Source organism: Sphingomonas cannabina (assembly GCF_021391395.1).
Lineage (GTDB): Bacteria > Pseudomonadota > Alphaproteobacteria > Sphingomonadales > Sphingomonadaceae > Sphingomonas > Sphingomonas cannabina.
The window spans coordinates 26,085-52,591 of sequence record NZ_CP090059.1; the positions used below are offsets into that span (position 1 = coordinate 26,085).

Genomic DNA, 26,507 nt, shown 5'->3' on the forward strand with positions numbered 1-26,507 from the left:
ATGACGATGGAAAGGAACACCCGACACTACGCCGCCGCATCCGCCAGAATCCCGCCCGCCTGCCGGTCGAACAGCGCGCGATACATCCCATCCTCGCGCGAGAGCAGCGTATCGTGCGGGCCGTCCTCGACGATGCGGCCGTGGTCGAACACCAGGATGCGGTCGAGCGCGCGGACGGTCGACAGGCGGTGCGCGATGACGATCGCGGTGCGGCCGGCCATCAGCCGCTCCATCGCCTGCTGGATCGCCGCCTCGCTTTCCGAATCGAGGCTCGACGTCGCCTCGTCGAGGATCAGGATCGGCGCGTCGGCGAGGAAGGCGCGCGCGATCGCCACGCGCTGACGTTCGCCGCCCGACAATTTGACCCCGCGCTCGCCAACCAGCGTGCGGTAGCCCTTCGGCAGCCGCGCGATGAAGCCGTGCGCATTGGCGAGCGCCGCCGCATGCTCGATCTCGGCCTGGGTCGCATCGGGCCGGGCATAGGCGATGTTCTCGGCGAGGCTGCGGTGGAACAGGATCGGCTCCTGCGCCACGATCGCGATCTGGCGGCGGAGCGATTCCTGCGTGGCGTAGGCGACATCCTGCCCGTCGATCAGCACCCGGCCACCGCTGACATCGTAAAGGCGCTGGATCAGCTTGACGAAGCTGGTCTTGCCCGAACCCGAGCGGCCGACCAGCCCGATGCGCTGGCCGGCAGGGATGGTGACGTCGAGATCCTCGAACAGCGGCTGCGTGTGGCCGCCGTAGCGGAAGCCGACGTGCTCGAAGCGGATGCCGCCCGCGGCGATCCGGATCGGCCGCGCGTCGGCCCGGTCGGCGACGCCGAGCGGATCGCGGTCGAGCTCCACCATCTCCTCCGCCTCGTTCACCGCCTGCTGCAGCTCGTGCGCGTACTGGCCGATGTCGCGCAGATAGCCGTGGACGACGAAATAGGTGGTGAGGACGTAGACGAGGTCGCCCGCGCTCGCCCGGCCATGCCACCACAGCCACAGCGCGCTGCCGGTGACCGAGGCCTGTACCGCCCACAGCAGCACGAGCTGCGCCGATCCGCTCCGTACCGCCCGGCGCCAGGCGCGCCGGGTGCGGCGGCGCCATTTCGCGAGGGTCCGGCCGAGCCGCGCGTCCTCGCGCGCCTCGGCGCCGAACGCCTTGACCACGGCGTTGGCCCCGATCGCGTCGGCCAGCATGCCGCCGACGCGCGTGTCCCACTGGTTGGAGAGGCTCGAGGCGGGCGCGACCACGCACGTCGCCAGCACCAGCGTCACGGTGCCGTAGGCGGCGGCGCCGAGCGCCATCACCAGCCCGACCGCGGGCCAGTGCAGCGCAAGCAGCACCATCGTGCCGAGCAGCGCGACCATCGAGGGCAGCATCATCATCAGCACCACGTCGTTGAGCGTGTCGAGCGCCCACATGCCGCGGGTGATCTTGCGCTGCACCGATCCGGCGAAATTGTTGGCGTGCCAGTCGGTCGAGAAGCGCTGGACACGACGAAAGGCGCCGAGCGCGGAGTCGGTCATCATGCCGAGCGTGAGCGGCGTCACCGTCGACCAGGCGAGGTGGCGCAGCGCCACCATCGCGAGTCCGAGCGCAACCATCATGGCGAAGGCGTGGAGCGCCGCATGACGTCCGGTCGGACCGAGCGCCAGCGCATCGGTCAGCCGGCCGGCGAACAGCGGCACCAGGATTTCCGCCATCGTCGCCGCGGTGATCGCGACGGCGATGAGCGCGGTGTTCCAGGGACGCCGCAGCCAATGGGCGAACAGGAACGACAGGACGGCGCGAATCGCGGCGTAGCCGCGACGGGAGGAATCGGTCATGCAGTGAGCGCGCGGGGGCACCGCGCGTCCTCTTTTCGGATCAGGGGAAAGGGCGAGCGGTCATCGCGTCGAGGCGGACCTCTCGCACGGACCTAACGGAAGCGGTGCCTGAACCTTCGGCGGAGGCGCATATGCGATGTCGTCATCATGCCCTCCTTCGCTGCTGGGGTGACCGACGGCTGTCTAGCAAATGCGGCGCGCATTGCCAACCGCCGCTGCCGTATCCCCATCCGTCATGCCGGCCTTGTGCCGGCATCCACCATGCGTCTGATCCTCACGGTTTAGGAGGCGCGGCACGGTGGACCCCGGCACAAGCCTGTCCCGAGCGACGCCGCAGGCGGCGTCGAGGGGCCGGGGTGACGGTAGGTTTATGACAAGGCATCACCGACCCAAGTTGCCAACCGTCGCCGGACAGGGGATAGAACGAAGCGTGACCGACCCTCGCGCGACGCTCCAGACCGTCTTCGGTTTCTCCGATTTCCGCGGTGTCCAGCATGCGGTGATCGAGCGCGTGCTCACGGGACACAGCACGCTCGCGGTGATGCCGACCGGCGCGGGCAAGTCGCTCACCTATCAGCTCCCCGCCGTCATGCTGGAGGGGACGTGCGTCGTCGTCAGCCCGCTGATCGCGCTGATGCACGACCAGCTCCGCGCCGCCGAGGCGGTCGGCATCCGCGCGGCGACCCTCACCAGCGTCGACACCAATCGGGCGGAGACGCGCGGGCGCTTCCTCGACGGCCAGCTCGACCTGCTCTACGTCGCGCCGGAGCGTGCCTCGGGCGCCGATTTCCGCGAGCTGCTGGAGCGCGGCCGCGTCTGCCTGTTCGCGATCGACGAGGCGCATTGCGTCAGCGAATGGGGGCATGATTTCCGGCCCGACTATCGCCTGCTGCGGCCGCTGCTCGATGCCTTCCCGACCGTGCCGCGGCTGGCACTCACCGCGACCGCCGACGCGCATACGCGCGCCGACATCCTCCATCAGCTCGGCATTCCCGACGAGGGACTGCTCGTCGCCGGCTTCGACCGGCCCAACATCCGCTACGCCATCTCGCCACGCGACAACGTCGGCCGCCAGGTCGCCGACCTGATCGCCGAGCAGCCGGGGCCCGGCATCGTCTATGCCCAGACCCGCGCCGCCACGGAGAAGCTCGCCGAGGGGCTGGCGCGCACGGGCCGCGAGGTGCGCGTCTATCACGCCGGCCTGGATCCGGCGGTTCGGGCGGCGAACCAGGCCGCGTTCGTCGCCTCGGAGAGCATGGTGATGGTGGCGACGGTCGCGTTCGGCATGGGCATCGACAAGCCCGACGTGCGCTTCGTCGCCCATGCCGGCCTGCCCAAGTCGATCGAGGCCTATTACCAGGAGACCGGCCGCGCCGGGCGCGACGGCGATCCGGCGGTGGCGCATCTGTTCTGGGGCGCCGACGACTTCGCCCGTGCCCGCCAGCGCATCGGCGAGGTCGAGGCGGCGCGCCAGGCGGGCGAGCGGGCGCGGCTCAACGCGCTGGGGGCGCTGGTCGAGACCGCCGGGTGCCGCCGGCGCATCCTGCTCCGCCACTTCGGCGAGACGCTGGAGCGGGACTGCGGCAATTGCGACAATTGCCTCAACCCGCCGGCCGCGATCGACGCGACGACGACGGCGCAGAAGTTCCTCTCCGCCGTGTTCCGCACCGGGCAGATGTTCGGTGTCGGCTATGTCGAGTCGGTCCTGTTGGGGCAGTCGAGCGAGCGCAGCCTGATGAACGGGCATGAGCGGCTGTCGGTGTGGGGAATCGTCGACGGCGAGGAGACCGCGCTGCTGAAGCCGGTGTCGCGGGCACTGCTGCTGAAGGACGCGCTTCGGACCAACGCCCATGGCGGGCTGGAGTTCGGCCCCGCCGCCAAGCCCATACTGAAGGGTGAGGCGACGCTGGCGCTGGTGCTGCCGCCCAAGCGCGAGCGGCGGCGCAAAGGACAGGCGAATGGGGCGGCGAATCCCGTCGGCGATCCGCTGTTCGACGCGCTGCGGGCCAAGCGCCGCGAGCTCGCGCAGGAGGCGGGCGTGCCGCCCTATGTCATCTTCCACGATTCGGTGCTGCGCGAGCTCGCCGCGTCGAAGCCGGACAGCCTTGCGGCGATGAGTCGCATTTCAGGCGTTGGCGCGCGCAAGCTGGATGCGTATGGCGAGGCATTCCTATCCATCATTCGGGGGGGCGGCATGATCCGCAGAATCGACGATCATGTTTCGGTGGCACCGCAGATTACCGTGCGGGAAGTGATCGAGGCCGCGCACGCCGGCTTCACCGAGATCGTCAACAACCGGCCCGACGGCGAGGAGCCCGGTCAGCCGACCGGCGCCGAGATCGCCGCCGCCGCCGAGGCGGCCGGGATCGAATATCGCGCGATTCCCGTCACGCACGCCGGCTTCTCCGGCAGTCAGGTCGAGGCCATGGCGGCGGCGCTGACCGCGGCCAAGGGGCCGGTGCTCGCCTATTGCCGGTCGGGCACACGCTCGGTGCATCTCTGGGCGCTGGCGCGGGCGCGGATGGGCGACGATCCCGAGACATTGGTCACCAAGGCGCACCACGCCGGCTACGACATCTCGGGCATCCGCGCGATGCTCGACACGCTGGCCGCCGCGCACAAGTGAGCTGGACGATCCTCGCCGGATCGCTGGCCGCGGTGCTGGCGCTGGCGGGGTTCGCGCGGTGGCTGCGGCTGGGCGAGAGCCGGATCGACGATCCCGACCGCGCGCGCGAGCACGCCGAGGCGCTGCTCGCCGGGTTCGAGGCCGGCCGCGTGCTGCTGAGCGAGGACGGCCGCGCCGCGCTGGTTGCGGGCAACGGCACGATCGCGGTGCTGAAGCGTCACGGCGCACGGGTCGCGGCGCGCCGGCTGGTGCCGCCCTTGCGGATCCGCGAGGCAGTCGAGGGGATCACCGTCGAGACGGGCGAGCGCTGGTTCGGTCCGGTCACCCTGACCGGGGTCATCGCCGACGACGTGCGCGGACTGGAAGCCTCGCTGACACTGGTGTAAGCGACGGCGGGTGCCCGACCTGCCCGATCCCGTCACGCTCGCGATTCCCGCCTTCGTGCTGCTGGTGGCGCTGGAGATGCTGGTCGCGAGGGTCCGTGATCCGTCGCGTTACGAGCCCAGGGACACGCTGACCTCGCTGCTGCTCGGGCTCGGCAGCACCGTCGCCGGGGTGCTGAGCGCCGGAGCGGTGCTGGCGGTGTCGCTGTGGGTCTATCGTTTCCGCATCTTCGACATCGGCTGGCAATGGTACTGGTTCGCCGCCGCCTTCGTGCTCGATGACCTCGCCTATTACTGGTTCCACCGCACCGCCCACCGCGTGCGCTGGTTCTGGGCGAGCCATGTCGTCCATCATTCGAGCCAGCACTACAACCTCTCGACCGCGCTCCGGCAGACCTGGACCGGGCTGATCGCGCTCAGCTTTCTGTTCCGCCTGCCGCTGTTCCTGATCGGCTTCCCGCCGGCTATGGTATTCTTCGTCGCGGGGTTGAACCTCATCTACCAGTTCTGGATCCATACCGAGACGATCGGGCGGTGCCCCAAGTGGTTCGAGGCGGTGATGAACACGCCGTCGCATCACCGCGTCCACCACGCGATCAACCCACGCTACCTCGACCGCAACTATGCCGGCGTGTTCATCGTCTGGGACAGGATGTTCGGCACCTTCGAGCCCGAGCGCGACGAGGACCGGCCGCGCTACGGCATCGTCAGGAACCTCGGCAGCTTCAACCTGCTGTGGGCCGCGTTCCACGAATGGATCGGCATCGCCCGCGACGTCTGGCGCGCGCCGGGTATCGCCAACAAGATCAGATATATGACGGCACCGCCGGGCTGGAGCCACGACGGCAGCCGCGAGACTTCGGAGGGGATCCGTGCGGCCTGGATCGCGCGGCAGGAGGGCCAATGGACGACGCCGACATCATCGTCATCGGATGCGGATCGGGAGGCGCCGCGGCCGCGGGCCGCCTGAGCGAGGGCGGGAAGTACCGCGTCGCCGTGCTGGAGGCGGGCGGGCGCAACGCCTCCGCCACCACGCTGATGCCGGCGATGCTCGCGCGGCAGACGCCGAAGACCAACTGGGCCTATGAGACGGTGCCGCAGCCCGGGCTCGGCGGCCGGCGCGGATACCAGCCGCGCGGGAAAGGCCTCGGCGGGTCGAGCGCGATCAACGCGATGCTCTACGTGCGCGGCAATCCCTGGGATTACGACAATTGGGCGGCGCTGGGCTGTACCGGCTGGTCCTATGCCGACGTGCTGCCGGTGTTCCGCCGCGCCGAGCACAATGTCCGCGGTGCCGATGCCTGGCACGGCGGCGACGGGCCGCTGTGGGTGAGCGAGCAGCTCTGCCCGCACCCGGCGAGCTTCGCCTTCATCGAGGCGGCGGCGAGCCTCCAGCTCCCGCGCAACGACGATTTCAACGGCGAGCGGCAGGAGGGCGTCGGGCTCTACCAGGTGACGCAGCGCGGCGGCGAACGCTGGACCTCGGCGCGGGCCTATCTCGGCGAGGCGCGGCCGAACCTCGCCATCCTCACCGACGTCGTCGCCGAGCGCATCCTGTTCGAGGACGGCCGTGCTGTCGGCGTCGCCTATCGACGCAAGGGCGAGCGCCGCACGATCCGGGCGAAGGGCGCGGTGATCCTCGCCGGCGGGGTGTTCGCGACGCCGCAGCTGCTGATGCTGTCGGGCATCGGCGAGGGTCGTCAGCTCGCGGAACACGGAATCCCCGTGACGGTCGACCGGCCCGCGGTCGGCGCCAACCTCCAGGATCACTGCGACTATACCGCGATCTACGAGAGCGACGCGCCCGGCCTGATGGGCAAGTCGCTGAAGGGCAATCTCCGCGCGCTCGGCGCCATTGCGCAGTGGCACCTGAAGCGGACCGGCGCGATGACCACGCCCTTCGCCGAGAGCGGCGCGTTCGTGACGGTCGATCCGGCCTCGCCCGCGCCCGACATCCAATATCATTTCGTGATTGCGCCGGTCGACGACCATGGCCGCGCCACCGCCGGCGGCCACGGCTACAGCTGCCACGCCTGCGTGCTGAGGCCCGAGAGCCGCGGCAGCGTGCGCCTGGCGAGCGCCGACGTCGCGGATGCGCCGCTGATCGATCCGGCCTTCCTCGCCGATCCGCGCGACATGGCGCTGCTGAAGCAGGGCGTGCGGCTCATGTACCGCATCATGGCCGCACCGCCGCTCGCTGCCTATGGCGGGCGCGAGCGCTATCCGGTCGATCCGGACGACGACGAAGCGCTCGAGGCGATGATCCGGGCGCGGTCGGACACGATCTACCATCCGGTCGGTACGGCGCGGATGGGGAGCGACGCGGATGCGGTGTGCGATCCCAGGCTTCGCGTGCGCGGCGTCGACGGGCTCTACGTCGCCGACGCCTCGATCATGCCCAGGCTGGTGAGCGGCAACACCAACGCGCCGACGATCATGATCGGCGAGCGCTGTGCCGATTTCGTGCGGGCGGATTTGGGGTGAGAACTCTTCAAAATCCTCTCCGGAACGAGGAGGGGGACCGCCGCATCGGAGCCCGCCGCCGAGGGCCCCCTCCACCAAGCCGCTCCGCGTCTTGGTCCCCCTCCCCGTTCCGGGGAGGATTTTGGATCAGGTCCGCCCCTTGAACCCCTGCGCCACCACATACCATTCCGACGAACCCTTGCGGCTGGCCGGCGGCTTGGCGTGCTTCACCGTCGCGAAATTGCGCTTCATCTCGGCGACCAGGCTCGAATCCGCGCCGCCGGCGAACACCTTGGCGACGAAGGTCCCGCCCGGCTCCAGCACCTCGATTGCGAACTGGTGCGCCGCCTCGACCAGCGCCATCGTCCGCAACGCATCGGTCTGCGGATGACCCACCGTGTTCGCGGCCATGTCGGAGAGGACGAGGTCGGGCGCGCCGCCCATCGCCTCGCTCAGCCGCTCCGGCGCGCGATCGTCGAGGAAATCCATCTGGAAGATGGTGACGCCCTCGATCGGGTCGACCGGCAGCAGGTCGATGCCGACCACCGCAGCCTTGGGCGCCTGCCGCCGCACCACCTGCGTCCAGCCGCCGGGCGCGATGCCGAGGTCGACCACCCGCTTCGCGCCCTTCAGGATGCCGAACCGTTCGTCGAGCTCGATCAGCTTGTAGGCGGCGCGGCTGCGATAGCCCTCCGCCTTGGCGCGCTTGACGTAAGGATCGTTGAGCTGCCGCTCGAGCCAGCGCGTCGACTGCGCGCTGCGGCCGCGCGCGGTGCGCACGCGCGTGCGCAGGCCTCCGCCGCCCCGGCTCAATGTCGCGATCCCATCAGCCGCCGCAGGATGCCCTCGCGGATGCCGCGGTCGGCGATGCCGAGCTGTTCGGCCGGCCACAGGTCGAGGATCTCCTCCAGGATCGCGCAACCCGCCACCACCAGGTCGGCGCGCTCCTGGCCGATGCAGGGCACCGCGGCGCGGCCGGCCATGTCGAGGCTGGCGATGCGCCGGCTCACCTCGCGCATCGCGCTCGCCGGCATCAGCAGCCCATCCACCGCCGACCGGTCGTAGCTGGAAAGGCCGAGGTGGACGCTGGCGAGGGTGGTCACCGTTCCGCTGGTGCCGAGCAGCCGCAGGCTCCCCTCGCGCGGCGGCAGGCGGTCGGCGAACGGGGCGACCGCCTCGCGCATCTTGTCACGCATCACCTGATAGGTGCCGGGGCCGCCGATGCCGACGCTTTCGGTGAGCGACACCACGCCCCAGGGCGCGCTGTGCCAGTCGAGGATCGCGGGAACGGGCGATCGCGTGTCGACCAGCACCAGCTCGGTCGAGCCGCCGCCGATGTCGAACACCAGCGCCGGCCCCTCGCCCGGCTCGATCAGCGCGTGGCAGCCGAGCACGGCGAGCTTCGCCTCCTCCTCGGCGGAGATGATGTCGAGCAGGATGCCGGTCTCCGCATAGGCGCGCTGGATGAACTCGGCGCCGTTGAGGGCGCGGCGGCAGGCCTCGGTCGCGACCGAGCGGGCGAGCGCGACATCGCGGCGGCGCAGCTTGTCGGCACAGACCCTGAGCGCGGCGATGGTGCGCTCGATCGCCTCCTCGGACAGCCGGCCGGTGGCGGCGAGTCCCTCGCCGAGCCGCACGATGCGGCTGAAGGCGTCGACCACCGCGAAGCCGTTCGCCTGCGGGCGCGCGATCAGCAGCCGGCAATTGTTGGTGCCGAGGTCGAGCGCGGCATAGTGCCGCGCGTGCGGCCAGCGCCCGCGCGCTGGAACCTCTGGAGCCGGTCGCGGCGCATCGTGGCGCCGGGCGGTCGGCATGCTGGCGGGTCGATCCCCCACGTGCCGTCGTACTCACTACTTATGTTCTCGTCCGTCACGGCGCCGTATTGCGCCGCTCGGTGCTTGGGGCCGATGCTAGCGGCGTGGCGGCGAAACGACAAGCGGGGCGGTTCACGGGCGTTGACAGCCGGGGAGGCGCGCCCTAATTGGCGCGGCCCATTGCCCTGTCGTCTAATGGTAAGACTACGGACTCTGACTCCGTCAATCGTGGTTCGAATCCACGCGGGGCATCCACTCTCCTCTCTTCCCGCTATGATCGCTGCATGATGCCGCGATTCGCCCTTCTTCCGCTTGCCGCGCTGCTGTTCGCCCTGCCCGCGATGGCGCAGGATGCCGTCACGCCGCCCAATCCGCCCGCACCCAAGCCGGCGACGGTCAAGGTGACGCTCGCCACCACCGAGGGGCCGATCGTACTCGAGCTCGAGAAGGAGCGGGCGCCGGTCACCACCGCCAATTTCCTGCGCTACGTCGATGCCAGGCGTTTCGACGGCATCGCCTTCTATCGGGCGATGAAGCTGTCTTGGGGCGGGCTGATCCAGGCCGGGCAGCGCGATCCGCGCAAGCTGTTCCCGCCGATCGCGCATGAGCCGACCACCCAGACCGGGCTCAGCCATACCGACGGCACCATCTCGATGGCCCGATTCGCGCCGGGGACGGCGACCGCGGACTTCTCGATCATGATCGGCGACATGACCGGGCTCGACGCCAATCCCAAGGCAACCGGCGACAACACCGGCTTCGCGGCGTTCGGCCATGTCGTCGAGGGGATGGACGTGGTGCGGAAGATTCAGGCGGCACCGGTCTCTCCCACCGAAGGGGAGGGCGCGATGAAAGGCCAGATGCTGGCGGCGCCGGTCAAGATCCTGACCGCGCGACGGACGCCTTAGGTCGCGACGGCGAGCGCCTTCGCCGCCTCCGCACCGGTCCAGTCGACGGCGCCGCTCACGCGCCACACCTCTTTCCCCCGCGAATCGTAGAGGATCGTCGTCGGCAGATTGGCGCCGAGCCCGGTGCTGAACGCGATCTTTGGATCGAGCGAAGGCCGGATCGCCTTGTAGCCGCCCTTGGCCCAGAAGGGCGCGACCTTGGACGGGTCGAGGTCCTGCGCGAGGGCGATCACCTGGAGCTTCGCCCCCTCGCGCGCCGCCAGCGCGTCGAGCGAGGGCATTTCCTTGATGCACGGTGCGCACCAGGTCGCCCAGAGATTGAGCAGCACCGGCTTGCCGCGATAGTCGGCGAGCGTCACGTCCTTGCCCGCCGGGTCCCGGAAAGCGAAGTCGGGCGCCGCCTCACCCTTGTGCGTCGCGTCGAAGCTGCCGGCCTTGGGAGCCGCGGCGGACGGCGCGGCGACCTCGTCGGGTGCGGGCGGGGGCACGTCGTCGGCGGTATTGCCCGCGCCCACATTGCCTTGTGCCGCGGGCGGCGATTGCCTATCGCAGCCGCCGGCCAGCAGGGCCATGACGAGGACCGGAGCCATCGCTGATCGCATGAGCAACTCCAATTCGATGTGGGGCGGGCGGTTCGCCGAAGGCCCGTCGGCGGTGATGCGTGCGATCAATGCCTCGATCCCGTTCGACAAGCAAATGTGGCGGCAGGATATCGCCGGGTCGAAGGCGCACGCGGCGATGCTGGGCGCGCAGGGGATCGTCGATCAAGCCGACGTCGATGCGATCCTCGCCGGGCTCGACCAGGTCGCGGCCGACTATGAGCGCGACGGCGTTCCCGAGGACCTCGCCCTCGAGGACATCCACATGCTGACCGAGGCGCGGCTCGCCGAGAAGATCGGGCCGGCGGCGGGCCGGCTCCATACCGCGCGCAGCCGCAACGACCAGGTCGCGACCGACTTCCGCCTGTGGGTGCGCGACGCGATCGACCAGGCAGAGGCGGCGCTCGGCGGCCTCCAGGACGCCCTCATCGCCCGCGCCGAGGAGCATGCCGCCAGCGTGATGCCCGGCTTCACCCATCTCCAGAGCGCGCAGCCGGTGACGCTCGGCCATCACCTGATGGCCTATCACGACATGATCGCGCGCGACCGCGGCCGCCTCCGTGATGCGCGCGCACGGCTCAACAGGTGCCCGCTGGGATCGGCGGCGCTCGCCGGCACCGGCTTCCCGATCGACCGTGAGGCGACGGCGAGGGCATTGGGCTTCGACGGCCCCACCACCAACTCGCTCGATTCGGTCAGCGACCGCGACTTCGCCATCGAATATCTGACGGCGGCCAGCCAGTGCGCGCTGCACCTCTCGCGCCTCGCCGAGGAATTCGTGCTGTGGGCGTCGCAGCCGTTTGGCTTCGCGAGCCTGTCGGACCAATGGTCGACCGGCAGCTCGATCATGCCGCAGAAGCGCAACCCCGACGCCGCCGAGCTGGTGCGCGGCCATGCCGGGCGGATCACCGGCTGCCTCGTCAGCCTGATGGTGACGATGAAGGGCCTGCCGCTCGCCTATTCCAAGGACATGCAGGACGACAAGCCGCCGGTGTTCGAGGCGCACGGCCTGCTCGCGCTGTCGATCGCGGCGATGACCGGGATGGTCGAGAGCGCGACCTTCCGCACCGACCGGATGCGCGCGGTCGCCGAGACCGGCTTCTCCACCGCCACCGACCTCGCCGACTGGCTGGTCCGCGAGGCGGGCGTGCCGTTCCGCGAGGCGCACCACATCACCGGCCGCGCGGTCGCCCATGCCGAGAGTCTGGGCGTGCGGCTCGATTCGCTGCCGCTCGGCGCGTTCCGCGACATCGACGAGCGGATCGACCGCCGCATCTTCGACGTGCTCAGCGTCGATGCTTCGGTCGCGAGCCGCACCAGCTTCGGCGGCACCGCGCCGACACGCGTGCGCGAGGCGGTGGCGGCTGCCAAGGCGGCACGGGAGGCCGAAAGATGAAAGCGATCGCCCCGATCCTTATCCTGCTGCTGGTCGCCGGCTGCGGCGGCCGCGGCGCGCTCAAGCCCGCGCCGGGCCAGGCGCTGCCGGTCAAACCCTATGGCGCACAGGCGACGCCGACGCCCGACCAGTTGATGACCCCTAGTGCCCAAGCCCGTCCCGAACGCACCGACGAGCTGCTCAAGAGCTCCGAGGAACGCGACAGCGACGAATTCGACCTGCCTCCACGCTGACCAGGGCCAGAGCTTCCGAATGACCCATTTCCACCTGAAGAACGGCGAGCTCCACGCCGAGGACGTCCCGCTCACGCGCATCGCGCGGGAGGTCGGCACGCCCGTCTATGTCTATTCCCGCGCGGCGTTCGAGGCGAACGCGCGATCGCTGCAGGAGGGGCTGGCACAGGTCCCGAACGCGCAGCTCGCCTATGCGATCAAGGCCAATCCCAACCTGGCCGTCGTCAACGTGCTGGCGAAGCTCGGCTATGGCGCCGATGTCGTGTCGGCGGGCGAGATGCATCGCGCGCTCGCCGCGGGAATGCCGCGCGAGACCATCCTCTTCTCCGGGGTCGGCAAGCGCATCGACGAGCTCGAGGCGGCGCTCGACGCCGGCATCGGCCAGTTCAACCTCGAGATCGAGGAGGAGGGCGCCGTGCTCTCCGAACTGGCGCTCGCCCGCGGCGTCCGCGCGCCCGCGGTGCTGCGCGTCAACCCGGACGTCGACGCCGGTACCCACGCCAAGATCTCGACCGGCAAGGCCGAGAACAAGTTCGGCGTCGCGATCAGCGAGGCGCCGGCGATCTATGCCCGGCTGGCGGCGCTGCCGGGCCTGGCGATGCGCGGGATCGCCAGTCATATCGGCAGCCAGATCGCCGACCTCCAGCCGCTGGAGATCAGCTACCGCCGTCTCGGCGAGCTGGTTGCCGAGCTGCGCGCGGCGGGTCACACCGTCACCCATGTCGACCTCGGCGGCGGCTTCGGCGTCGCCTATCGTCCGGGCGAGGTCTATCCCACGCCGGCCGAGATCGGCGCGATGGTCGCGCGCGCGACCGCCGGCTGGGACGTCAAGCTGATGTTCGAGCCGGGCCGCTTCATCGCCGGCAACGCCGGGGTGCTGCTGACCGAGGTGATCTGGGTGAAGCCGGGCGTCGGCAATCCCTGGGTGATCGTCGACGCGGCGATGAACGACCTCACGCGCCCGGCGCTCTACGACGCCTATCACGGCTTCAGCGCGGTGCGCCCGAGCGGCGAGCGCGTGACCGCCCATATCGCCGGCCCGGTCTGCGAGAGCGGCGACACCTTCGCCAAGGGCCGCGAGATCGATGCCGTCGTGCGCGGCGACCTCGCCGTGTTCCACACCGCCGGGGCCTATGGCGCGACCATGGCCTCGACCTACAACAGCCGCGCGCTCGTGCCCGAGGTGCTGGTCGACGGCGACCGCTACGCCGTGGTCGCCGACCGCATCGCCGCCGGCACGATCATGGCGGCGGAGCGGGTGCCCGAGTGGCTGTGACCCTCCACAGCCTGCCGCTGTTCGCGCGGCTGGCCGGGCGGCCGGTGATCCTGGTCGGCGAGGGGCACATCGCGGACGCCAAGCGCCGCCTGATCGAGCGCGCCGGCGGCCTCGTCGTCAGCGAGGAGAATGCGGAGGCGCGCTTCGCCTTCGTTGTCGGCGACGAGGCGGCGGCGATCCGGCTGCGCGCACGCGGGCTTCTGGTCAACATGGCCGACCGCCCGGACCTCTGCGACTTCACCATGCCGGCGATCGTCGAGCGCGGCGACGTGGTGGTCGCGGTCGGCACCGGCGGCGCCTCCGCCGGCCTGTCGGCGCAACTCCGCCAGCGGCTGGAGACGTGGCTGCCCGCCGGTCTCGGCGCGCTGGCGGCGGGGCTCAAGGGAGCGCGCGAGGCGATTCACGCGCGCTGGCCCGACTTCGACGACCGTCGCCGCGCGATCGGCGCCGCGCTCGCCGAGGGCGGGCCGCTCGATCCCTTCGCCGCGGGCGATGTCGATGCCTGGCTGGCTTCGACCGACACCGCACCGCAGCCGCGGCTGGTGAGCGTCACGCTTGCCTCGGCCGATCCCGACGACCTCACCCTCCGCGCCGCGCGAGCCCTCGGACTCGCCGACCGCATCTACCATTCACCAGAGGTGCCGGCGGCGATCCTCGACCGCGCACGAGGCGACGCCGAGCGCATCGTCGGTACCCCGCCGGCCGATCCGTTGCCGGGACTCAGCGTGGCCCTGGAGATAGCGGAATGAGCGGCTTCGCCTACAGCGTCAGCAACGGGCAGGTGAACGAAGTCCCGCTGAAGCAGGCACCCGGCCAGCAGGCGGAGCTGCTCTGGGTCCACCTCACCGTCGGCAACGAGGAAGCGCAGCACTGGCTCGGCGGTGAGGCCAAGCTGCCCGATTATGTGATCGACGCGCTCACCGCTGCGGAGACGCGGCCGCGCTGCGATGCGATGGGGCCCGGCGCCTTCATCAACCTGCGCGGTCCGTCGCCCGACCCGGAGCTCGACGAGCTCGCCTCGGTCCGCATCTACGCGCAGGCGGGGACGGTCTATTCGGTCACACGCCGTCCGCTCAACGCGCTCGACGAGGTCCGCAAGCTGGTCGTCGGCGGCATGGTCGCCGATCCGGGCGACCTCATTGCCGAATTCGCGATGGCGATAACCGCCGAGCTCGATCCAATCGTCGCCCAATTGGGGGACGACCTCGACGCCTGCGAGAGCGAGCTCGAGGCGACAAGGGCGTTCGAGCTGCGCCGCCAGGTCACACGCACCCGGATCGAGGCGATCGGCTATCGCCGCTTCCTGGTCCCCCAGCGTTCGGCGCTGGAGAAGCTGGCCACGCTGCCGTGCGACTGGCTGCACGACGACGACCGCCAGCACCTCGTCACCGCCGCCGACCGCGCAGCGCGCATGGCCGAGGAAGTCGAGGCGATCCGCGAGCGCGCGGGCCTGATGCACGAGACGCTGACCGACCTGCGCGGCGAGCTAATCGACCAGCGCAGCCTGATCATCGCGATCGCGGCGATGATCTTCCTGCCACTGACCTTCATCACCGGCCTCTACGGGATGAACGTCGAGGGACTGCCCTATGCGCACGAGCCTTGGGCGTTCGACGCGATCATGGCGCTCTGCACGATCATCGGCGTCGGGATCACCGTTTATTTCGTCCGGCAGCACTGGACACGGTAGCTCCACCCGTCATTCCGGCGAAAGCCGGAATCTCAAGCCGCATGCATGATCGCGTGAGATCCCGGCTTCCGCCGGGATGACGATAATGGACTCAGCGCCGTGCCAGGAAATCCAGGATCTGCCCCACCATCAGCGCGATCTGCGGCTCGGCGCGGGCAATGGCGTCGGGCTCGGCCGAATTGATCGCGACCCCCAGCGGCGTCGGCCAGCCGCGCAGCGCGTGGGTGATGGTCCTGAGGCCCGTGAGCGTCGACACAGCCGCCTGCCAGCCCGCTGCGATCGCGATCTGCCCCACCGGCATCCCGCTGAAATAGGGCCGTTCGTCCTTCGCCATCAGCTCGACGTGATCGAGCGCATTCTTGACCAGGCCGGAGAAGGTGCCGTGATAGCCCGGCGAGCCGAGGATGATCCCGTCGGCACCGCGCAGCGCCGTGAGGAAGGCATCGATCTCGGCGCTGTTCTTGATCCCGGCCGGGTCGTAATTGGGGAAATCGATCGCTTCGCCGGTGAGCAAGGTGGTGCGGGCGCCCTGGGCCTCCGCGATCCGCAATGCCGCCGCCAGCGTGCGGCCGGTGGCGGATTCGGCGCGCGTGGTGCCCCCGAGAGCGACGATATGCGGCTGGCTCATGCGATGCCGGTTAGTGCAAGCGGCGGCGGGGCGCACCATTTTTTGGAGATGTGGCCCCCATTCCCTCCGTCACCCCGGCGAAGGCCGGGGTTCACCAGGCAGCAGGCGTTGCCGCTTGAACCGCTTGTCCGTTGCTCGCCGCACGGTGGACCCCGGCCTTCGCCGGGGTGACGGTAGAGGGGTGAATGCAGGAGAAATGGCCGACGACTTACCCCCGCCGCACCGTCTCCCACGCCGCCGCGATCTCCTCGATCGTCTCGGCGATGGCGATGAAGCGCTTGGGGTCGGCATCGAGGCTCGCCTCGACCAGCTCGGCGCGCGCGCCCTGATAGACGCGGGCGAGCGTCTTCGACACCTCGCCGCCCTTGTCGAAGTCGAGCCCGCCTTCGAGCGCGAACAGGATCGAGAGCGCACGGGTGACACGCTCGCTTTTGACGTCGAACCGGCGGTGCTCGGCCGCCCAGGCGGCGGTGCGCAGCGCGCGCGACGCCTCGGCATAGAGCAGCGAGACCAGGCCAGCCGGGTCCTCCCCGCCGGTGCGACCGGCAAGGTCGACCGCCCGATAGGTGTCCTCGGGACGCGCGAAGGCGGAAGAATAGCGCATGTCCCCGCTCAGTCGTTGCTGCTGTTCCAGGCCGCGATCTGCTGCTCCAGGAAGCTCTGCGTGCTCTTGTAGGCGGCGACCTTGGCATCCATGCTGCCGAATTGCTGGGTGAGGCGCGTACGCGTCTTGTCCTCGTCGGCCGACAGCTTGTCGCGGTCCTCGCCCAGCGCGGTCTGGGCCTGGCTGTAGCGCGTTTCGCTGGCGCCGAGACCGGTGGTGCGGCTGGTGACGGCGACGGTGATGGCGTTGAGCGCCGACGACAGGCCGGTGCCGTCGCCGCGGTCGGCGAACATCGCCTCGATCGCGTCGGGTGCCTTGGCGAGCTGCGTGGCGAGCTTGGCCGAATCGAGGCTGAGCGTGCCGTCGCGATTGGTGACGACGCCGATCGCGGCGAGGCTGTTGGGAATGCTGTCGTCGGTCCCGGTCAGGTTGATCGTGGTGAGCTGGCGCAGCCGCGCGAGCATGTCGCGCGCGCCGGAATCGCGGGCGAGGCTGCCGTTCACCGGGTCGGTCGCCTCCTTCAGCATCGCGTAGAGCTCGTTGTAGGTGCTGACGACGTCGTTCACCGCCTGCGACAGCGCCGCGGTGGAGGGTGCGCTGCCGATCGCGACCTTGGTGCCGACCGCTGCCGTCTGGAGTTCGAGCCGGACGCCGGGGAGGAGGTCGGTGATGACGTTGGACGCGCGGCGGACCTCGACGCCGTCGACCGCGACCAGCGCGTCGGCTGCCGCGGAGACGATCTGGGTGCCGGTCGCGCCGCCGCCGACGTTGAGCGCGGCGAGCCCGGCATCGCCGGCGGTCTCGGTCGCGCTCAGGGTGAACGCCTTGGCCTCGCCGGTCGCGCCCTTCATCACCAGCCGGTCGCCGGTCGAATCGCTCACCACCGACGCGGTAATGCCGATACCGGCGGCGTTGATCTTCGCGGCGATGCCGGACAGCGTCGCGTCGCCGTCGCCGATCGTGATCGGCGCGACGCTGGTGCCGTCGGCGAAGGCGAACTGCAGCGTTCCGGTGCCGATGCGCGTGCCGGCGGGCACCGCCGTCGCGGTGCTCGCGACCTGCGCGGAGGCGAGCGCGCGCACCTCGACGGTGGCGTTGAGGCCGGAGAGCTTGGCGCCGGCGAGCGCGCTCACCTTGACGATCGCGCTGTTGGCGCTGGTCGGCTGCGTCTGGAGCGTGCCGCCGGTGACCAGCGACTTGAGCGCGGTGTTGAAGCCGGTGATGCCGTTCTTGAGCTGCGACACCGCCGAGACCTGCGCGGTCAGCGTCTCCTCGCGCTTGTCGAGCAGCTTGGTGCGCGTGTCGAACTGCGCGTCGACCAGCGAGGTCACCAGCGCCTGGATGTCGATGCCCGACCCGACCCCGAGCGTCTTGGTAATCGAATCGACCATCGCCTGTTCCCCTTCTCAAAGATAATCGGCCGCGGGCGGCGAAACTTTAGGACTCCTCTCGTGCTCCTGCGAAGGCAGGAGCCACGGCTCCTGCCTTCGCAGGAGCACAGGCACCTATCGCGTCACGTCCACTTTCCGCCCGTTCTCGTCGAAGCGGGCGGTTTCCGGCACGGTGACCGGTGGCGGCGCCCCGCCCGCCTGCGCGTTGATGCCGAACACGAAGGCAAGCACCGTCGCGATCGCGAGGTAGAGGTCGTCGCGGACCTCCTGCCCTTCCTGGCTGGTGTAGTAGACCGCGCGGGCGAGCGTCGGATATTCGAGCACCGGCACCGCCATCTCGCCGGCGAGCTCGCGGATCGCGAGCGCTGTCTCGCCGCGGCCCTTGGCGACCACTACCGGCACCTGATCGCTCATCCGGTCGTAGCGCAGCGCCACCGCGAAATGGGTGGGGTTGGTGAGCACGACATGCGCCTCGGCCACCGCCTTGCGGAAGCTGCGCTTGAGGATGGCGCGCTGCTTGGCGCGGATCGCCGCCTTCACCTCGGGCGATCCTTCGCTTTCCTTATGCTCGTCCTTCACCTCCTGCTTGGTCATGCGCAGATTCTGGAGGCGGCGGAAGGCGGTGACCGGTACGTCGATCGCTGCGATGGCGACCAGCCCGCCGGCCATGGCGAACAGCAGCGTGAGGAAGGTCGAGCCGAGCGCTCCCACCGCACGATTGAGATCGGAGGAGACCAGTCCCAGCGATCCTTGCGCGGTGTTCCACAGCATCCACAAACCGATCGCGCCGAGCAGCACCACCTTGAGCAGCGACTTGGCGAGCTCGATCCAGCCCTGCATCCCGAAGATGCGCTTGAGCCCGCTCGCAGGGTTCAGCTTGTTCGCCTTGAAGCCGAGGTTCTTGGCGTTGAAGGTGAGCGCGCCAAGTCCGGCCTGGCTCAGGACCGCCGCGGCGATCGCCACGGCGAACAGCGCGCCGAGCGAGGGCGCCAGTTTCCACCCCGCTTCGGCAAGGGGGCGGAACGGCTCGAAATGCTCGACGTCGGCACGGCCGAAGGCGAAGCTCGCCGCCATCACCTGCCGGCAGGCCGCCAGCAGCGCGGGGCCGAAGAACACCATCCAGCCGCAGCCGATCAGGATCACCAGCGCCGAGGCGAACTCGCGCGATCGAAGGACGTCGCCCTCGTCCCGCGCCTTCTGCAGGCGCTTGGGTGTCGGGGCCTCGGTGCGATCGCCCTCCGCCATCAACCGAGCACCAGCTTCGCGGCCATGTCGAGCGCCTCGCGGACGATCACCTGCATGTAGTCGCCCATCGCCGGCAGCGCGATGAACAGCGCGACCACCCCGACGGCGAGGCTGGCGGGCAGACCCACCGCGAACAGGTTCAGCGCCGGCGCCGAACGCGACAGCATACCCACGACCATGTTGAGGCACAGCAGCAGGAAGCCGACTGGCAGCGCCAGCAGCAGCCCGGCGAGGAAGGTATAGCCGCCGAACAGCACGATGTTCATCAGCCGCCCCGGCGCGATCCAGGCGGCGCCGGGCGGCAGCGCCTCATAGCTGCGCACGACGAGGTCGACCAGCACGAGATGGCCGTCGACCGACAGGAACAGCAGCGTCAGCAGTACCGACAGGAAGTTGCCGACGGCGGGCGTGGAGACGCCATGCTGCGGATCGACTTGGGCGGCGAAGCCGATTCCCATCGAGCTGCCGATCAGCTCGCCCGCGACCAGCGGCGCGGCGAAGGCGATCTGCAGCACGAAGCCGAGCGCGAGCCCCACCAGCGCCTCCGATGCCACCGCGAGGAAGGTCGCGAGCGCGAAGATCTGCTCGGGCGCGCGAATCTGCGTCACGTTCATCACCAGCACCCCGATCGCGCCGGCGAGGGTGATGCGCACGGGCAGCGGCACCGCCACCGCGCTGAACACCGGCGCTGCAACGAATGCCGCGCCGATCCGCACCATGCAGAACAAGAGCGCCCAGAGCTGCGGCTCGATCGAGAGGCCGAAGCCCATCATCGGCTATTTCACCAGATCGGGAATGCGCTCGAAGATGCTGAGCGTGAAATCGCTGAGCAGCCCCAGGATCATGCCCCCGAAGATCACCAGGCTGACTGCCACCACGATCAGCTTGGGGACGAAGCTCAGCGTCTGCTCGTTGATCGAGGTCGCCGCCTGGATCATGCCGAGGATCAGGCCGGAGAGCAGCGCCGGGATCAGGATCGGCGCCGCGGCGAGCGCCAGCACCCACATCGCCTCGCGCGCCACCGTCAGAAAGTAATCGGCGTCCATCGCTTCAGCTCACGAAGCTGTTGGCGAGGCTGCCCATCGTCAGCGCCCAGCCGTCGACGAGGACGAACAGCAGCAGCTTGAACGGCAGCGAGATGATCTGTGGGCTCAGCATCATCATGCCGAGCGACATCAGCACCGTCGCCACCACCAGGTCGATGATGATGAAGGGCAGGAAGATGAGGAAGCCGATCTGGAAGGCCGTCTTGAGCTCGCTGGTGACGAAGGCGGGGAGCAGCACCGAGAAAGGCACGTCCGCCGAGTTCGCATAAGGGCCGCTCTTCGCCATGCCCGCGAACATCGTCACGTCCTTGACCCGCGTCTGCTTGACCATGAAGGCGTGGAGCGGTTTGGCCGCGGTCGCGATCATGTCGGTCGCGCCGATCTTGCTCGCGGCATAGGGCTGGATCGCCGCGGTGTTGATCTCGCCGATCACCGGCGACATCACGAAGAAGCTCAGGAACAGCGAAAGGCCGATCAGCACCTGGTTGGGCGGCGACTGCTGGAGGCCGAGCGCCTGGCGCAGGATCGCCAGCACGATCACGATCCGGGTGAAGCTGGTCATCATCAGCAGGATGCCCGGCAGCACCGTGAGCAGCCCCATGATGATGAGGATCTGCAAGCTGAGGCTGAGCGGCGCATTGCCGCCGCCGAGATCGCCCAGCGCACGGTCGACCGCATCGCCGACGCCGGGCGTCGCCGGCGCGGGCACCGCGGGAGCAGCCTGGGCGAAGGCCGGGAAGGCGACCAGCAGCGTGGTGATGAGCGCGAGCACGATCAGCAACGCGCGGAGCGTCCGGCCCGAATTGCTCCGGGCGGCCGGCAGGAAATCGGAAAGCGTCACTGGTCGGCCTTGTCGATCAGATTGACTCCGCCGCGGCCGACCGAGACCAGCAGCCGCCGCCCCTCGAAATCGAGCACCGCGAGCCTCAGGCCCGGCGAGATCATCATCGTCTCGCGCACCTTGAGCAGCCGTTCGCCCTGGTTGCCGGGCATCCGCGCCTCGAGCCGGCGCCACAGATAGAGACAGCCGATCAGCAGGCCGCAGACGAGCGGCAGCAGCACGACCAGCTTCAGGATATAGCCCCACATCATCAGCGGTCGGCCCGCTTGTCGGGGCTGACCAGCTCGGTCATGCGCACGCCGAACTTGTCGCCGACCGTGACGACCTCGCCGCGGCCGATCAGCGTGCCGTTGACGAACACGTCGAGCAGCTCGTTGGCGTGACGGTCGAGCTCGATCACGCTCGCCTCGCCCAGCGCGAGCAGTTCGCGCAATGTGAGCGAGGTCGAGCCGATCTCGACGGTCAGCTTGACGTCGACGTCCTGCAGCAGCCGGAAATTGGCGGCGACGGACGGGTCGACCGGGGCGGTGCCGGTCATGTCGTTCATTGGACGGCTTCCTCTTCGTCGAAGCGGTTGAGTTGGGTGATGCGGATCGCGGCATGGCCGTTGGCGGTGCCGACCAGGCCGGTGCCGAGGCGATCGTTGTTGACCATGATCGGCACCTCGGCGCCGAAGCTGACTGGCAGCACGTCGCCGACCTTGAGCTCCATGAGCGCGCCGAGCGAGATCACCGGCTCGGCCAGCACCGAGCGGACCGGGAAGCGCACGTTCATCGCCGCGCGGGTCAGGCCGGCGCGCCAGCGGGGCTCGACCGCGGTCGAGCGGCCGTTGACCACCTTGCCCATCAGCGTCGGCGCGAATGGCTTGAGCGCCGCGACCGGATAGAGGATGTCGACGAACACCGGGTGGCTCTCGCCCGCCGCGATGCCGAAGCGGGTCACCACCATGGCATCGTCGCCGTCGAGGCGCTGCAGCATCGCCGGGCTCGCCTCGGGATGGCCGGGGGCGAAGCCGATGCGCGCGAGCGGTTCCCAGGCGGAGGCGAGCGGCTCCGTCAGCATCTGGCCGAGCCGGATGATCATCGCCTCGGCCGCGGGGGTGAACTCGCCCGGCAGCGGCTTGGGACGTTCCCCGGGGCCGCCGAAATAGAGGTCGAGCGTCTCGAGCACGAAGCCGCCGTCGAACACGATCAGCGCGCGCGCCTCGCCCGGCGTCATCGCCAGCGGCAGCCAGGCGGTGAGGCCGTGCGGGCGTTCGGCGATATAGTCGGCGAAGCGCTGGACGACGAGCGGCTCGGCCCAGCTCCGGACCGAACGGCGCAGTACCGGCTCGAACACGCCGCGCAGCGTCCGCGCGAGGCGGGCGGAGAGATGCTGGACCGTGTGGAGGTCGCCGAACGGATTGAGGTTCGCGGCGCCCAGCGACGCGACATGCTCCGCCGCCGCGCGTGCGCGCCCGCGTCGTTCGTCGCGATTCGTGGTTGCCGTGTCGTTAACCATGCCCGGTCACTGAACAACGAAATTGGTAAAGTAGACGTTACTGATCCCGCCGAAGCCCGTTTTTTCCTTGAGCACGCGGTTGATCGCATCGGTCAGCCGCTTCTGGATCGCGCGCTTGCCGTCCTCGGCGAAGACGCTGTCCTCCTCGGTGTTGCCGAGCTCCATCAGGATCGCCGAGCGGACGGCGATCTCGTGGGTCTTCAGGTTGTTGATGACCGTGTCGTCGTAGGGCGTGGAGACGGCGACGCCCACCTGGATGAAATGGACGCTCTCCTTGAGGTTGGAGGTGAACTCCTTGTCGAGCGTGTAGTAGTTGGAGGCATATTTGTCCCCGCCCGAGCCGGCCGGCGTGGGCTGGCCGTGGCTGGCACCCTTGCTCTCGCCCTCCTCGCCGTGGCCGCCGCCTTCGCCCGCGGCCGTCGGCTTCTGCTCGGAGGCGGGAACGAGGCGGGGGCCACTCGGCGCGGCGGCATGACCGCCACCGCCGCCGATCAGGCCGCTCGATGCGGCATAGAGCCCGGCGCCGACGCCGCCGCCGATCAGCACCAGCAGGCCGCCGCCGATCATCAGCAGCTTCACCACGCCGCCTTTCTTCTTCTTGGGTGTCTCTTCGGTCTTGTCGCTCATGGTTCAGTCCTTCGGATGTCAGGCGACGCGCTCGTCGCTCGTTTCTGGGAGGTCTCGGGCGGCAGCGGCAGGGCTGCGCGGGCGGAACGGCGCGGCGGGCTGGCGCGGGTCGCGCGCATCCGGCTGCGCCTGGGGATTGCCGGAATCGACGCCGGAGCCGCCGAGCTTCAGGCCCCGGCTCTCCGCCATCTCCGCGAGCCGCGGGGCGGCGTCGGCGAGCAACGTGCGCGCCGCAGGCGTGTCGGCGGTGAGTTGGACATGGACGGTGTCGCCGTCGTGGCGGATCGCGACGTCGACCTTGCCGAGCGCGTCGGGCGCGAGGCGGATGTGCGCCTCGCGCGCGCCGCCCTCGTCGCGGATCATCTCGATCCGCTCGATCATCTGGCCCATCCAGTCGTCGCGGCGGGTGTCGAGCGGCGCGCCGTGCGCCTGAGCGGAGGCGTGCACCGCGACCGGCGCCTGCCCGGCCGGCGCGGAGACGCCCGGCAGAATGGCGGCAGGATCGGCAGCCGCATCCTCGCGCTTCGCCGGCGCGGCGCGCTCGGCGGCGAAGATTGCCGCGGCGAAGGCCTGGGCAGCGGGCTGCGCGGCGGGGCTGGCCGTCCCGATCGGCTGAGGCTTCGGCGCGGCGGTGGCCGGGCGCAAGACGACAGGCGCGGCGCCTGGCTTAGGCCGCTCCGGTGCTGCGAGGGGAAGGCGTATCACCGGCGCCGATTCGCTTTCGAGAGGCCGGCTCGGGCGCAGCGGCATGGCCGCGACGAGGGCGGGCTGCGGTTGCGCGGTCGGCTCGGGCACCGATTCGGCCGGCTGGCGCGGCGTTGCGGGCAGCTCGATCTTCGTCTCGGGCCCGACCGGCGCATCGGGCGCAGCGGCTGTGGTCGGTTCAGAAGCGGCCCGGCCGGTCGTTGCGAGCGGACTCGATTGCGCGATGTCGAGGTTCGGTGGCGCGGATCGGCCGGATCGGATCTCCGGTGCGGCGTGGATCACGACGGGTTCGGGAATCGGCACCGTTGGCGACGCGATCGCGACCGCTACATCCTTCGCCTTCTTCGCCTTCCGATCATGCGGTTCAGGCTCAGCTTCGACTTTGCTCCCGGCCTCCGGTCGCTCCGCGACCATTTCGGCCGAAGGCTGTGCCGGCACCTCCGCCATGCGGACCTTTTTTCCGCTCACCGGTTCGGCGTCGGTGCGGGCGTGCCTTTCGGATTTGATCTTCTTGGCGCCCGACGGGGTCGGCAGGATCGCGGGCGTCGCGGGTGCTTCGGCCGTTTCACGGGCCTTTGCGCCCGAGGCTTCGGGATCGGTTAGGGCTTCTCCGGCGGCAACGGCAGCAAGCGCGGCGACGTCGATGTCGGTCCTCGGTCGCGCCACCGGCGGAGCAGGGGGCGTCCCCGTCGCCGTGGGGATATCGAGCGCCGGGAGGTCCGCAATCTCCACCGCCGGCAAATCCTTGCCGCCCGCGGCAGGCATTTGCCGCCCGATCGCCGGCATGTCCGCAGCCGCGCCGGGCGCGAGCGGGCTTGCCGCCGGCGCCAGCATCTGCTCCAGCGCCACCGCGAAATCGGCGGAAATCGGCGGAATCGACCCCGCAGGCCGGGGCGCGTCGATCGGCCCGGTGGCGAGCAGGGTCGTGATCTGGATCATGCGGACAATTCCCCGTGGCGAAGCTTCGCCGGAGGATCAGCAAGGAGCGTGCCGTTTTCTCCGGAAGGCCGGTGCTTCCTCGAGCGCGCGGAGGGCCTTGATCGCTTCCTCGGCCTCGGCGCGCTGGATCAGCTTCTCGATCGCCGACTGGTCGCGCCGTGCTTCGCGGGTGGCGGCGCGGGCGCGCTCGACGCCCGCTTCGGCGGCCTCGACCCGTGCCTGTGCGGCCAGCGCCGAAGCATGGAGCCGGTCGCGGTAATAGGCTGCGGCGGCGAGGCTGGCGGCGAAACCCGCCTCCGCCTCCTGCGGCGCGATATTGTCGGCGAGCTGGACGATGCGCGTCTTGAGCGCCGTCTCGCTGTCGAGCCGCGCGTTGGCGGCGATCTCCTCGGCCCGCACCCAGCCGAGCTGGAGCGTGCGGACGCGCAGCAGGCGATTCAGGCGATCGCGATCAGCCATCGCCGAACACCCCGACCAGCTCGGTCACCGCCTCGTCGAGCGGTACGACCTGGTCGGCGTCCTGCCGGACATAGTCCATCACCGCCGGATGATAGGCGATGGCCGCGTCGATCGCGGGATCGGCGCCGGCGCGATAGGCGCCCATCAGCACCAGGTCGCGATTCTCTTCATAAGTGGCGAGATGGCGGCGCAGCACGCGCGCGGCCTGGACGTGCTCGCGGGCTGCGATGTCGGTCATCACGCGGCTGACCGACGGACCGATGTCGATCGCCGGATAGACGCCCCGCTCGGCGAGCGCGCGGGAGAGTACGATATGGCCGTCGAGGATCGACCGCGCCGAATCGACCACCGGATCGTTGCCGTCGTCTCCGTCGGCGAGAACGGTGTAGATAGCGGTGATAGAGCCGCCGGTCGTGACGTCAGTGCCGGCACGCTCGATCAGACTCGGCAGCATCGCGATGGCCGAGGGCGGATAGCCGCGCGCAGATGCAGGTTCGCCCAGCGCCAGCCCGATCTCTCGCCCGGCATGGGCGACGCGGGTCAGCGAATCCATGATCAGCAGCACGCGCTTGCCCTCGGCGCGGAACGCCTCGGCGATGGCGGTGGCGCGCAGCGCGCCGCGGATGCGCAGCACCGGCGAATGGTTGGCGGGGACCGCCACGACGACCGATCGCGCGCGCGCCTCGCCCGACACCTTGGTTTCGAGGAAGTCCGCGACCTCGCGGCTGCGCTCGCCGATCAGTCCGACGACGACGACATCGGCCTTGGCGGCGCGCACGATCATGCCGAGCAGTACCGACTTGCCGACGCCCGATCCCGCCATGATGCCGACGCGCTGGCCCTGGCCGATGGTGAGCAGGCCGTTGATGGCGCGCACGCCGACGTCGAGCGGCTCGAGCACCCTTCCGCGATCCAGCGGCGACTGCAGCCGGCCGGCGAGCGGCCAGTGATCGGCGCCTCGGATGGAGCCTAATCCGTCGATCGGCTTGCCGGCGCCATCGACGACGCGACCGAGCAGCGCTGCGCCAACCTCCGCCTCGCCCGGCGGGCCAACCGGGCGCACTGGCGCATTAGGCAGCAGCGCGGCGGGACCGCCGAGATTCATGAGCAGGGTCTTACCGTCGCGGAAACCGATGACCTCGGCCTCGATCGTCTCGCCTACGGTGCAGACGGTCCCGACCGGCAGCGACAGGCCGACCGCTTCCATCAGCAGCCCGTCATAGGAGGCGAGCCGCCCCGACACCCTCGGTTGCGGCCGGAAATCGCGCAGCGCCAGATTGTCGAGATAGTCGGCGGTGAAGGCGTTCATCATGATCT

At 70.0% G+C, this 26,507-nt stretch carries 28 protein-coding genes, 1 tRNA gene and 1 pseudogene; 12 read left to right on the top strand and 18 right to left on the bottom strand.

The annotated features are described in order from the left end of the window. Positions 1 to 26: 26 nt before the first annotated feature. Positions 27 to 1,817 carry an ABC transporter ATP-binding protein gene (locus LZK98_RS00125; protein WP_233784379.1) on the bottom strand — a complete coding sequence of 597 codons (1,791 nt, stop codon included), beginning with the start codon at positions 1,815 to 1,817 and terminating at the stop codon, positions 27 to 29. A 370-nt stretch (positions 1,818 to 2,187) separates the two neighbouring features. On the opposite strand from LZK98_RS00125, the pseudogene recQ reads away from it, so the two are divergent. The 5 genes and pseudogenes from recQ to LZK98_RS00150 form a co-directional block, all read left to right on the top strand. Next, a pseudogene (gene recQ, locus LZK98_RS00130) lies at positions 2,188 to 4,002 on the top strand (DNA helicase RecQ); the annotation flags it as partial. 9 nt (positions 4,003 to 4,011) lie between these two features. Next, positions 4,012 to 4,443, top strand: a complete 432-nt coding sequence (locus LZK98_RS00135) for a TIGR01244 family sulfur transferase (RefSeq protein WP_233786660.1) — start codon at positions 4,012 to 4,014, stop codon at positions 4,441 to 4,443. Beyond that, entirely contained in the window at positions 4,440 to 4,829 is a 390-nt protein-coding gene (locus LZK98_RS00140) for a hypothetical protein (protein WP_233784380.1), read from the top strand. The genes LZK98_RS00135 and LZK98_RS00140 overlap by 4 nt, the downstream gene beginning before the upstream one ends. 10 nt (positions 4,830 to 4,839) lie before the next feature. Then, positions 4,840 to 5,796, top strand: a complete 957-nt coding sequence (locus LZK98_RS00145; protein ID WP_233784381.1) for a sterol desaturase family protein — start codon at positions 4,840 to 4,842, stop codon at positions 5,794 to 5,796. Beyond that, entirely contained in the window at positions 5,730 to 7,310 is a 1,581-nt protein-coding gene (locus LZK98_RS00150) for a GMC family oxidoreductase (RefSeq protein ID WP_233784382.1), read from the top strand. The genes LZK98_RS00145 and LZK98_RS00150 overlap by 67 nt, the downstream gene beginning before the upstream one ends. 126 nt (positions 7,311 to 7,436) lie before the next feature. On the opposite strand, the gene LZK98_RS00155 is transcribed toward LZK98_RS00150, so the two are convergent. Beyond that, on the bottom strand, positions 7,437 to 8,102 hold the full coding sequence (locus LZK98_RS00155) for an RlmE family RNA methyltransferase (RefSeq protein ID WP_233784383.1): 666 nt from the start codon (positions 8,100 to 8,102) through the stop codon (positions 7,437 to 7,439). Beyond that, the gene (locus LZK98_RS00160) at positions 8,099 to 9,103 is read right to left on the bottom strand and encodes a Ppx/GppA phosphatase family protein (RefSeq protein WP_233784384.1); all 1,005 of its coding nucleotides are present in this window, start codon (positions 9,101 to 9,103) and stop codon (positions 8,099 to 8,101) included. Before LZK98_RS00160 ends, LZK98_RS00155 begins: the two co-directional genes overlap by 4 nt. Before the next feature lie 181 nt (positions 9,104 to 9,284). Between LZK98_RS00160 and LZK98_RS00165 the strand changes: the two genes are divergently transcribed. Together LZK98_RS00165 and LZK98_RS00170 are read left to right on the top strand one after the other, a co-directional pair. Continuing rightward, positions 9,285 to 9,358, top strand: a tRNA-Gln gene (locus LZK98_RS00165). 32 nt (positions 9,359 to 9,390) lie between these two features. Continuing rightward, positions 9,391 to 10,011, top strand: a complete 621-nt coding sequence (locus tag LZK98_RS00170; protein WP_406694237.1) for a peptidylprolyl isomerase — start codon at positions 9,391 to 9,393, stop codon at positions 10,009 to 10,011. Here LZK98_RS00170 and LZK98_RS00175 read toward each other — a convergent pair. Next, a complete protein-coding gene (locus LZK98_RS00175; RefSeq protein WP_233784386.1) occupies positions 10,008 to 10,613 on the bottom strand; it encodes a TlpA family protein disulfide reductase in 606 nt (201 codons plus the stop codon). The two genes, LZK98_RS00170 and LZK98_RS00175, sit on opposite strands and share 4 nt — an antisense overlap. Positions 10,614 to 10,629: 16 nt before the next feature. Between LZK98_RS00175 and argH the strand changes: the two genes are divergently transcribed. The 5 genes from argH to LZK98_RS00200 are packed head-to-tail and all read left to right on the top strand — an operon-like array spanning position 10,630 to position 15,205. Then, positions 10,630 to 12,006 (top strand): argininosuccinate lyase, encoded by a 1,377-nt coding sequence (gene argH, locus LZK98_RS00180; RefSeq protein WP_233786661.1) that lies wholly within the window; start codon positions 10,630 to 10,632, stop codon positions 12,004 to 12,006. Then, on the top strand, positions 12,003 to 12,239 hold the full coding sequence (locus LZK98_RS00185; RefSeq protein ID WP_233784387.1) for a hypothetical protein: 237 nt from the start codon (positions 12,003 to 12,005) through the stop codon (positions 12,237 to 12,239). Before argH ends, LZK98_RS00185 begins: the two co-directional genes overlap by 4 nt. A 19-nt stretch (positions 12,240 to 12,258) precedes the next feature. After that, positions 12,259 to 13,515 (top strand): diaminopimelate decarboxylase, encoded by a 1,257-nt coding sequence (lysA, locus tag LZK98_RS00190; protein WP_233784388.1) that lies wholly within the window; start codon positions 12,259 to 12,261, stop codon positions 13,513 to 13,515. Further along, positions 13,512 to 14,264 carry a precorrin-2 dehydrogenase/sirohydrochlorin ferrochelatase family protein gene (locus tag LZK98_RS00195; RefSeq protein WP_233786662.1) on the top strand — a complete coding sequence of 251 codons (753 nt, stop codon included), beginning with the start codon at positions 13,512 to 13,514 and terminating at the stop codon, positions 14,262 to 14,264. The genes lysA and LZK98_RS00195 overlap by 4 nt, the downstream gene beginning before the upstream one ends. After that, positions 14,261 to 15,205, top strand: a complete 945-nt coding sequence (locus LZK98_RS00200) for a zinc transporter ZntB (protein ID WP_233784389.1) — start codon at positions 14,261 to 14,263, stop codon at positions 15,203 to 15,205. Before LZK98_RS00195 ends, LZK98_RS00200 begins: the two co-directional genes overlap by 4 nt. Before the next feature lie 91 nt (positions 15,206 to 15,296). Here LZK98_RS00200 and LZK98_RS00205 read toward each other — a convergent pair whose 3' ends face one another. The 14 genes from LZK98_RS00205 to LZK98_RS00270 all read right to left on the bottom strand — a co-directional run bounded on the left by LZK98_RS00205 (position 15,297) and on the right by LZK98_RS00270 (position 26,502). Next, on the bottom strand, positions 15,297 to 15,833 hold the full coding sequence (locus tag LZK98_RS00205) for an NADPH-dependent FMN reductase (RefSeq protein WP_233784390.1): 537 nt from the start codon (positions 15,831 to 15,833) through the stop codon (positions 15,297 to 15,299). A gap of 208 nt (positions 15,834 to 16,041) precedes the next feature. Then, positions 16,042 to 16,437: a flagellar export chaperone FliS gene (locus tag LZK98_RS00210; protein WP_233784391.1), complete on the bottom strand. Its 396-nt coding sequence runs from the start codon at positions 16,435 to 16,437 to the stop codon at positions 16,042 to 16,044. Between the two features lie 8 nt (positions 16,438 to 16,445). Further along, positions 16,446 to 17,828 carry a flagellar filament capping protein FliD gene (gene fliD / locus LZK98_RS00215; RefSeq protein ID WP_233784392.1) on the bottom strand — a complete coding sequence of 461 codons (1,383 nt, stop codon included), beginning with the start codon at positions 17,826 to 17,828 and terminating at the stop codon, positions 16,446 to 16,448. A 114-nt stretch (positions 17,829 to 17,942) separates the two neighbouring features. Next, the gene (gene flhB, locus LZK98_RS00220; RefSeq protein ID WP_233784393.1) at positions 17,943 to 19,073 is read right to left on the bottom strand and encodes a flagellar type III secretion system protein FlhB; all 1,131 of its coding nucleotides are present in this window, start codon (positions 19,071 to 19,073) and stop codon (positions 17,943 to 17,945) included. Then, on the bottom strand, positions 19,073 to 19,846 hold the full coding sequence (fliR, locus tag LZK98_RS00225) for a flagellar biosynthetic protein FliR (protein ID WP_233784394.1): 774 nt from the start codon (positions 19,844 to 19,846) through the stop codon (positions 19,073 to 19,075). Before fliR ends, flhB begins: the two co-directional genes overlap by 1 nt. A 3-nt stretch (positions 19,847 to 19,849) precedes the next feature. Continuing rightward, positions 19,850 to 20,119: a flagellar biosynthesis protein FliQ gene (gene fliQ, locus LZK98_RS00230; protein WP_233784395.1), complete on the bottom strand. Its 270-nt coding sequence runs from the start codon at positions 20,117 to 20,119 to the stop codon at positions 19,850 to 19,852. A 4-nt stretch (positions 20,120 to 20,123) separates the two neighbouring features. After that, entirely contained in the window at positions 20,124 to 20,900 is a 777-nt protein-coding gene (fliP, locus tag LZK98_RS00235) for a flagellar type III secretion system pore protein FliP (protein ID WP_233786663.1), read from the bottom strand. A gap of 56 nt (positions 20,901 to 20,956) precedes the next feature. Further along, positions 20,957 to 21,211 (bottom strand): flagellar biosynthetic protein FliO, encoded by a 255-nt coding sequence (locus LZK98_RS00240; RefSeq protein ID WP_233784396.1) that lies wholly within the window; start codon positions 21,209 to 21,211, stop codon positions 20,957 to 20,959. After that, positions 21,211 to 21,507, bottom strand: a complete 297-nt coding sequence (gene fliN, locus LZK98_RS00245) for a flagellar motor switch protein FliN (protein ID WP_233784397.1) — start codon at positions 21,505 to 21,507, stop codon at positions 21,211 to 21,213. The genes LZK98_RS00240 and fliN overlap by 1 nt, the downstream gene beginning before the upstream one ends. After that, complete coding sequence (locus LZK98_RS00250) at positions 21,504 to 22,460, bottom strand: flagellar motor switch protein FliM (protein ID WP_233784398.1); 957 nt, start codon at positions 22,458 to 22,460, stop codon at positions 21,504 to 21,506. The genes fliN and LZK98_RS00250 overlap by 4 nt, the downstream gene beginning before the upstream one ends. Positions 22,461 to 22,466: 6 nt before the next feature. Beyond that, complete coding sequence (locus LZK98_RS00255; RefSeq protein WP_233784399.1) at positions 22,467 to 23,087, bottom strand: flagellar basal body-associated FliL family protein; 621 nt, start codon at positions 23,085 to 23,087, stop codon at positions 22,467 to 22,469. 18 nt (positions 23,088 to 23,105) lie between these two features. Beyond that, the gene (locus tag LZK98_RS00260) at positions 23,106 to 24,731 is read right to left on the bottom strand and encodes a flagellar hook-length control protein FliK (protein WP_233784400.1); all 1,626 of its coding nucleotides are present in this window, start codon (positions 24,729 to 24,731) and stop codon (positions 23,106 to 23,108) included. A 36-nt stretch (positions 24,732 to 24,767) separates the two neighbouring features. After that, a complete protein-coding gene (locus LZK98_RS00265) occupies positions 24,768 to 25,190 on the bottom strand; it encodes a hypothetical protein (protein WP_233784401.1) in 423 nt (140 codons plus the stop codon). Then, positions 25,183 to 26,502: a FliI/YscN family ATPase gene (locus LZK98_RS00270; RefSeq protein ID WP_233784402.1), complete on the bottom strand. Its 1,320-nt coding sequence runs from the start codon at positions 26,500 to 26,502 to the stop codon at positions 25,183 to 25,185. Before LZK98_RS00270 ends, LZK98_RS00265 begins: the two co-directional genes overlap by 8 nt. Positions 26,503 to 26,507 lie beyond the last annotated feature (5 nt).

Coding starts and splice junctions, on each gene's coding strand:
- LZK98_RS00125 (WP_233784379.1), bottom strand. CDS start 1,817: ATGACCGATTCCTCCCGTCGCGGCTACGCCGCGATTCGCGCCGTCCTG.
- LZK98_RS00135 (WP_233786660.1), top strand. CDS start 4,012: ATGATCCGCAGAATCGACGATCATGTTTCGGTGGCACCGCAGATTACC.
- LZK98_RS00150 (WP_233784382.1), top strand. CDS start 5,730: ATGGACGACGCCGACATCATCGTCATCGGATGCGGATCGGGAGGCGCC.
- LZK98_RS00160 (WP_233784384.1), bottom strand. CDS start 9,103: ATGCCGACCGCCCGGCGCCACGATGCGCCGCGACCGGCTCCAGAGGTT.
- LZK98_RS00170 (WP_406694237.1), top strand. CDS start 9,391: ATGCCGCGATTCGCCCTTCTTCCGCTTGCCGCGCTGCTGTTCGCCCTG.
- LZK98_RS00175 (WP_233784386.1), bottom strand. CDS start 10,613: ATGCGATCAGCGATGGCTCCGGTCCTCGTCATGGCCCTGCTGGCCGGC.
- argH (WP_233786661.1), top strand. CDS start 10,630: ATGTGGGGCGGGCGGTTCGCCGAAGGCCCGTCGGCGGTGATGCGTGCG.
- LZK98_RS00185 (WP_233784387.1), top strand. CDS start 12,003: ATGAAAGCGATCGCCCCGATCCTTATCCTGCTGCTGGTCGCCGGCTGC.
- lysA (WP_233784388.1), top strand. CDS start 12,259: ATGACCCATTTCCACCTGAAGAACGGCGAGCTCCACGCCGAGGACGTC.
- LZK98_RS00200 (WP_233784389.1), top strand. CDS start 14,261: ATGAGCGGCTTCGCCTACAGCGTCAGCAACGGGCAGGTGAACGAAGTC.
- LZK98_RS00205 (WP_233784390.1), bottom strand. CDS start 15,833: ATGAGCCAGCCGCATATCGTCGCTCTCGGGGGCACCACGCGCGCCGAA.
- LZK98_RS00210 (WP_233784391.1), bottom strand. CDS start 16,437: ATGCGCTATTCTTCCGCCTTCGCGCGTCCCGAGGACACCTATCGGGCG.
- fliD (WP_233784392.1), bottom strand. CDS start 17,828: ATGGTCGATTCGATTACCAAGACGCTCGGGGTCGGGTCGGGCATCGAC.
- flhB (WP_233784393.1), bottom strand. CDS start 19,073: ATGGCGGAGGGCGATCGCACCGAGGCCCCGACACCCAAGCGCCTGCAG.
- fliR (WP_233784394.1), bottom strand. CDS start 19,846: ATGATGGGCTTCGGCCTCTCGATCGAGCCGCAGCTCTGGGCGCTCTTG.
- fliQ (WP_233784395.1), bottom strand. CDS start 20,119: ATGGACGCCGATTACTTTCTGACGGTGGCGCGCGAGGCGATGTGGGTG.
- LZK98_RS00240 (WP_233784396.1), bottom strand. CDS start 21,211: ATGATGTGGGGCTATATCCTGAAGCTGGTCGTGCTGCTGCCGCTCGTC.
- fliN (WP_233784397.1), bottom strand. CDS start 21,507: ATGAACGACATGACCGGCACCGCCCCGGTCGACCCGTCCGTCGCCGCC.
- LZK98_RS00250 (WP_233784398.1), bottom strand. CDS start 22,460: ATGGTTAACGACACGGCAACCACGAATCGCGACGAACGACGCGGGCGC.
- LZK98_RS00255 (WP_233784399.1), bottom strand. CDS start 23,087: ATGAGCGACAAGACCGAAGAGACACCCAAGAAGAAGAAAGGCGGCGTG.
- LZK98_RS00260 (WP_233784400.1), bottom strand. CDS start 24,731: ATGATCCAGATCACGACCCTGCTCGCCACCGGGCCGATCGACGCGCCC.
- LZK98_RS00265 (WP_233784401.1), bottom strand. CDS start 25,190: ATGGCTGATCGCGATCGCCTGAATCGCCTGCTGCGCGTCCGCACGCTC.
- LZK98_RS00270 (WP_233784402.1), bottom strand. CDS start 26,502: ATGATGAACGCCTTCACCGCCGACTATCTCGACAATCTGGCGCTGCGC.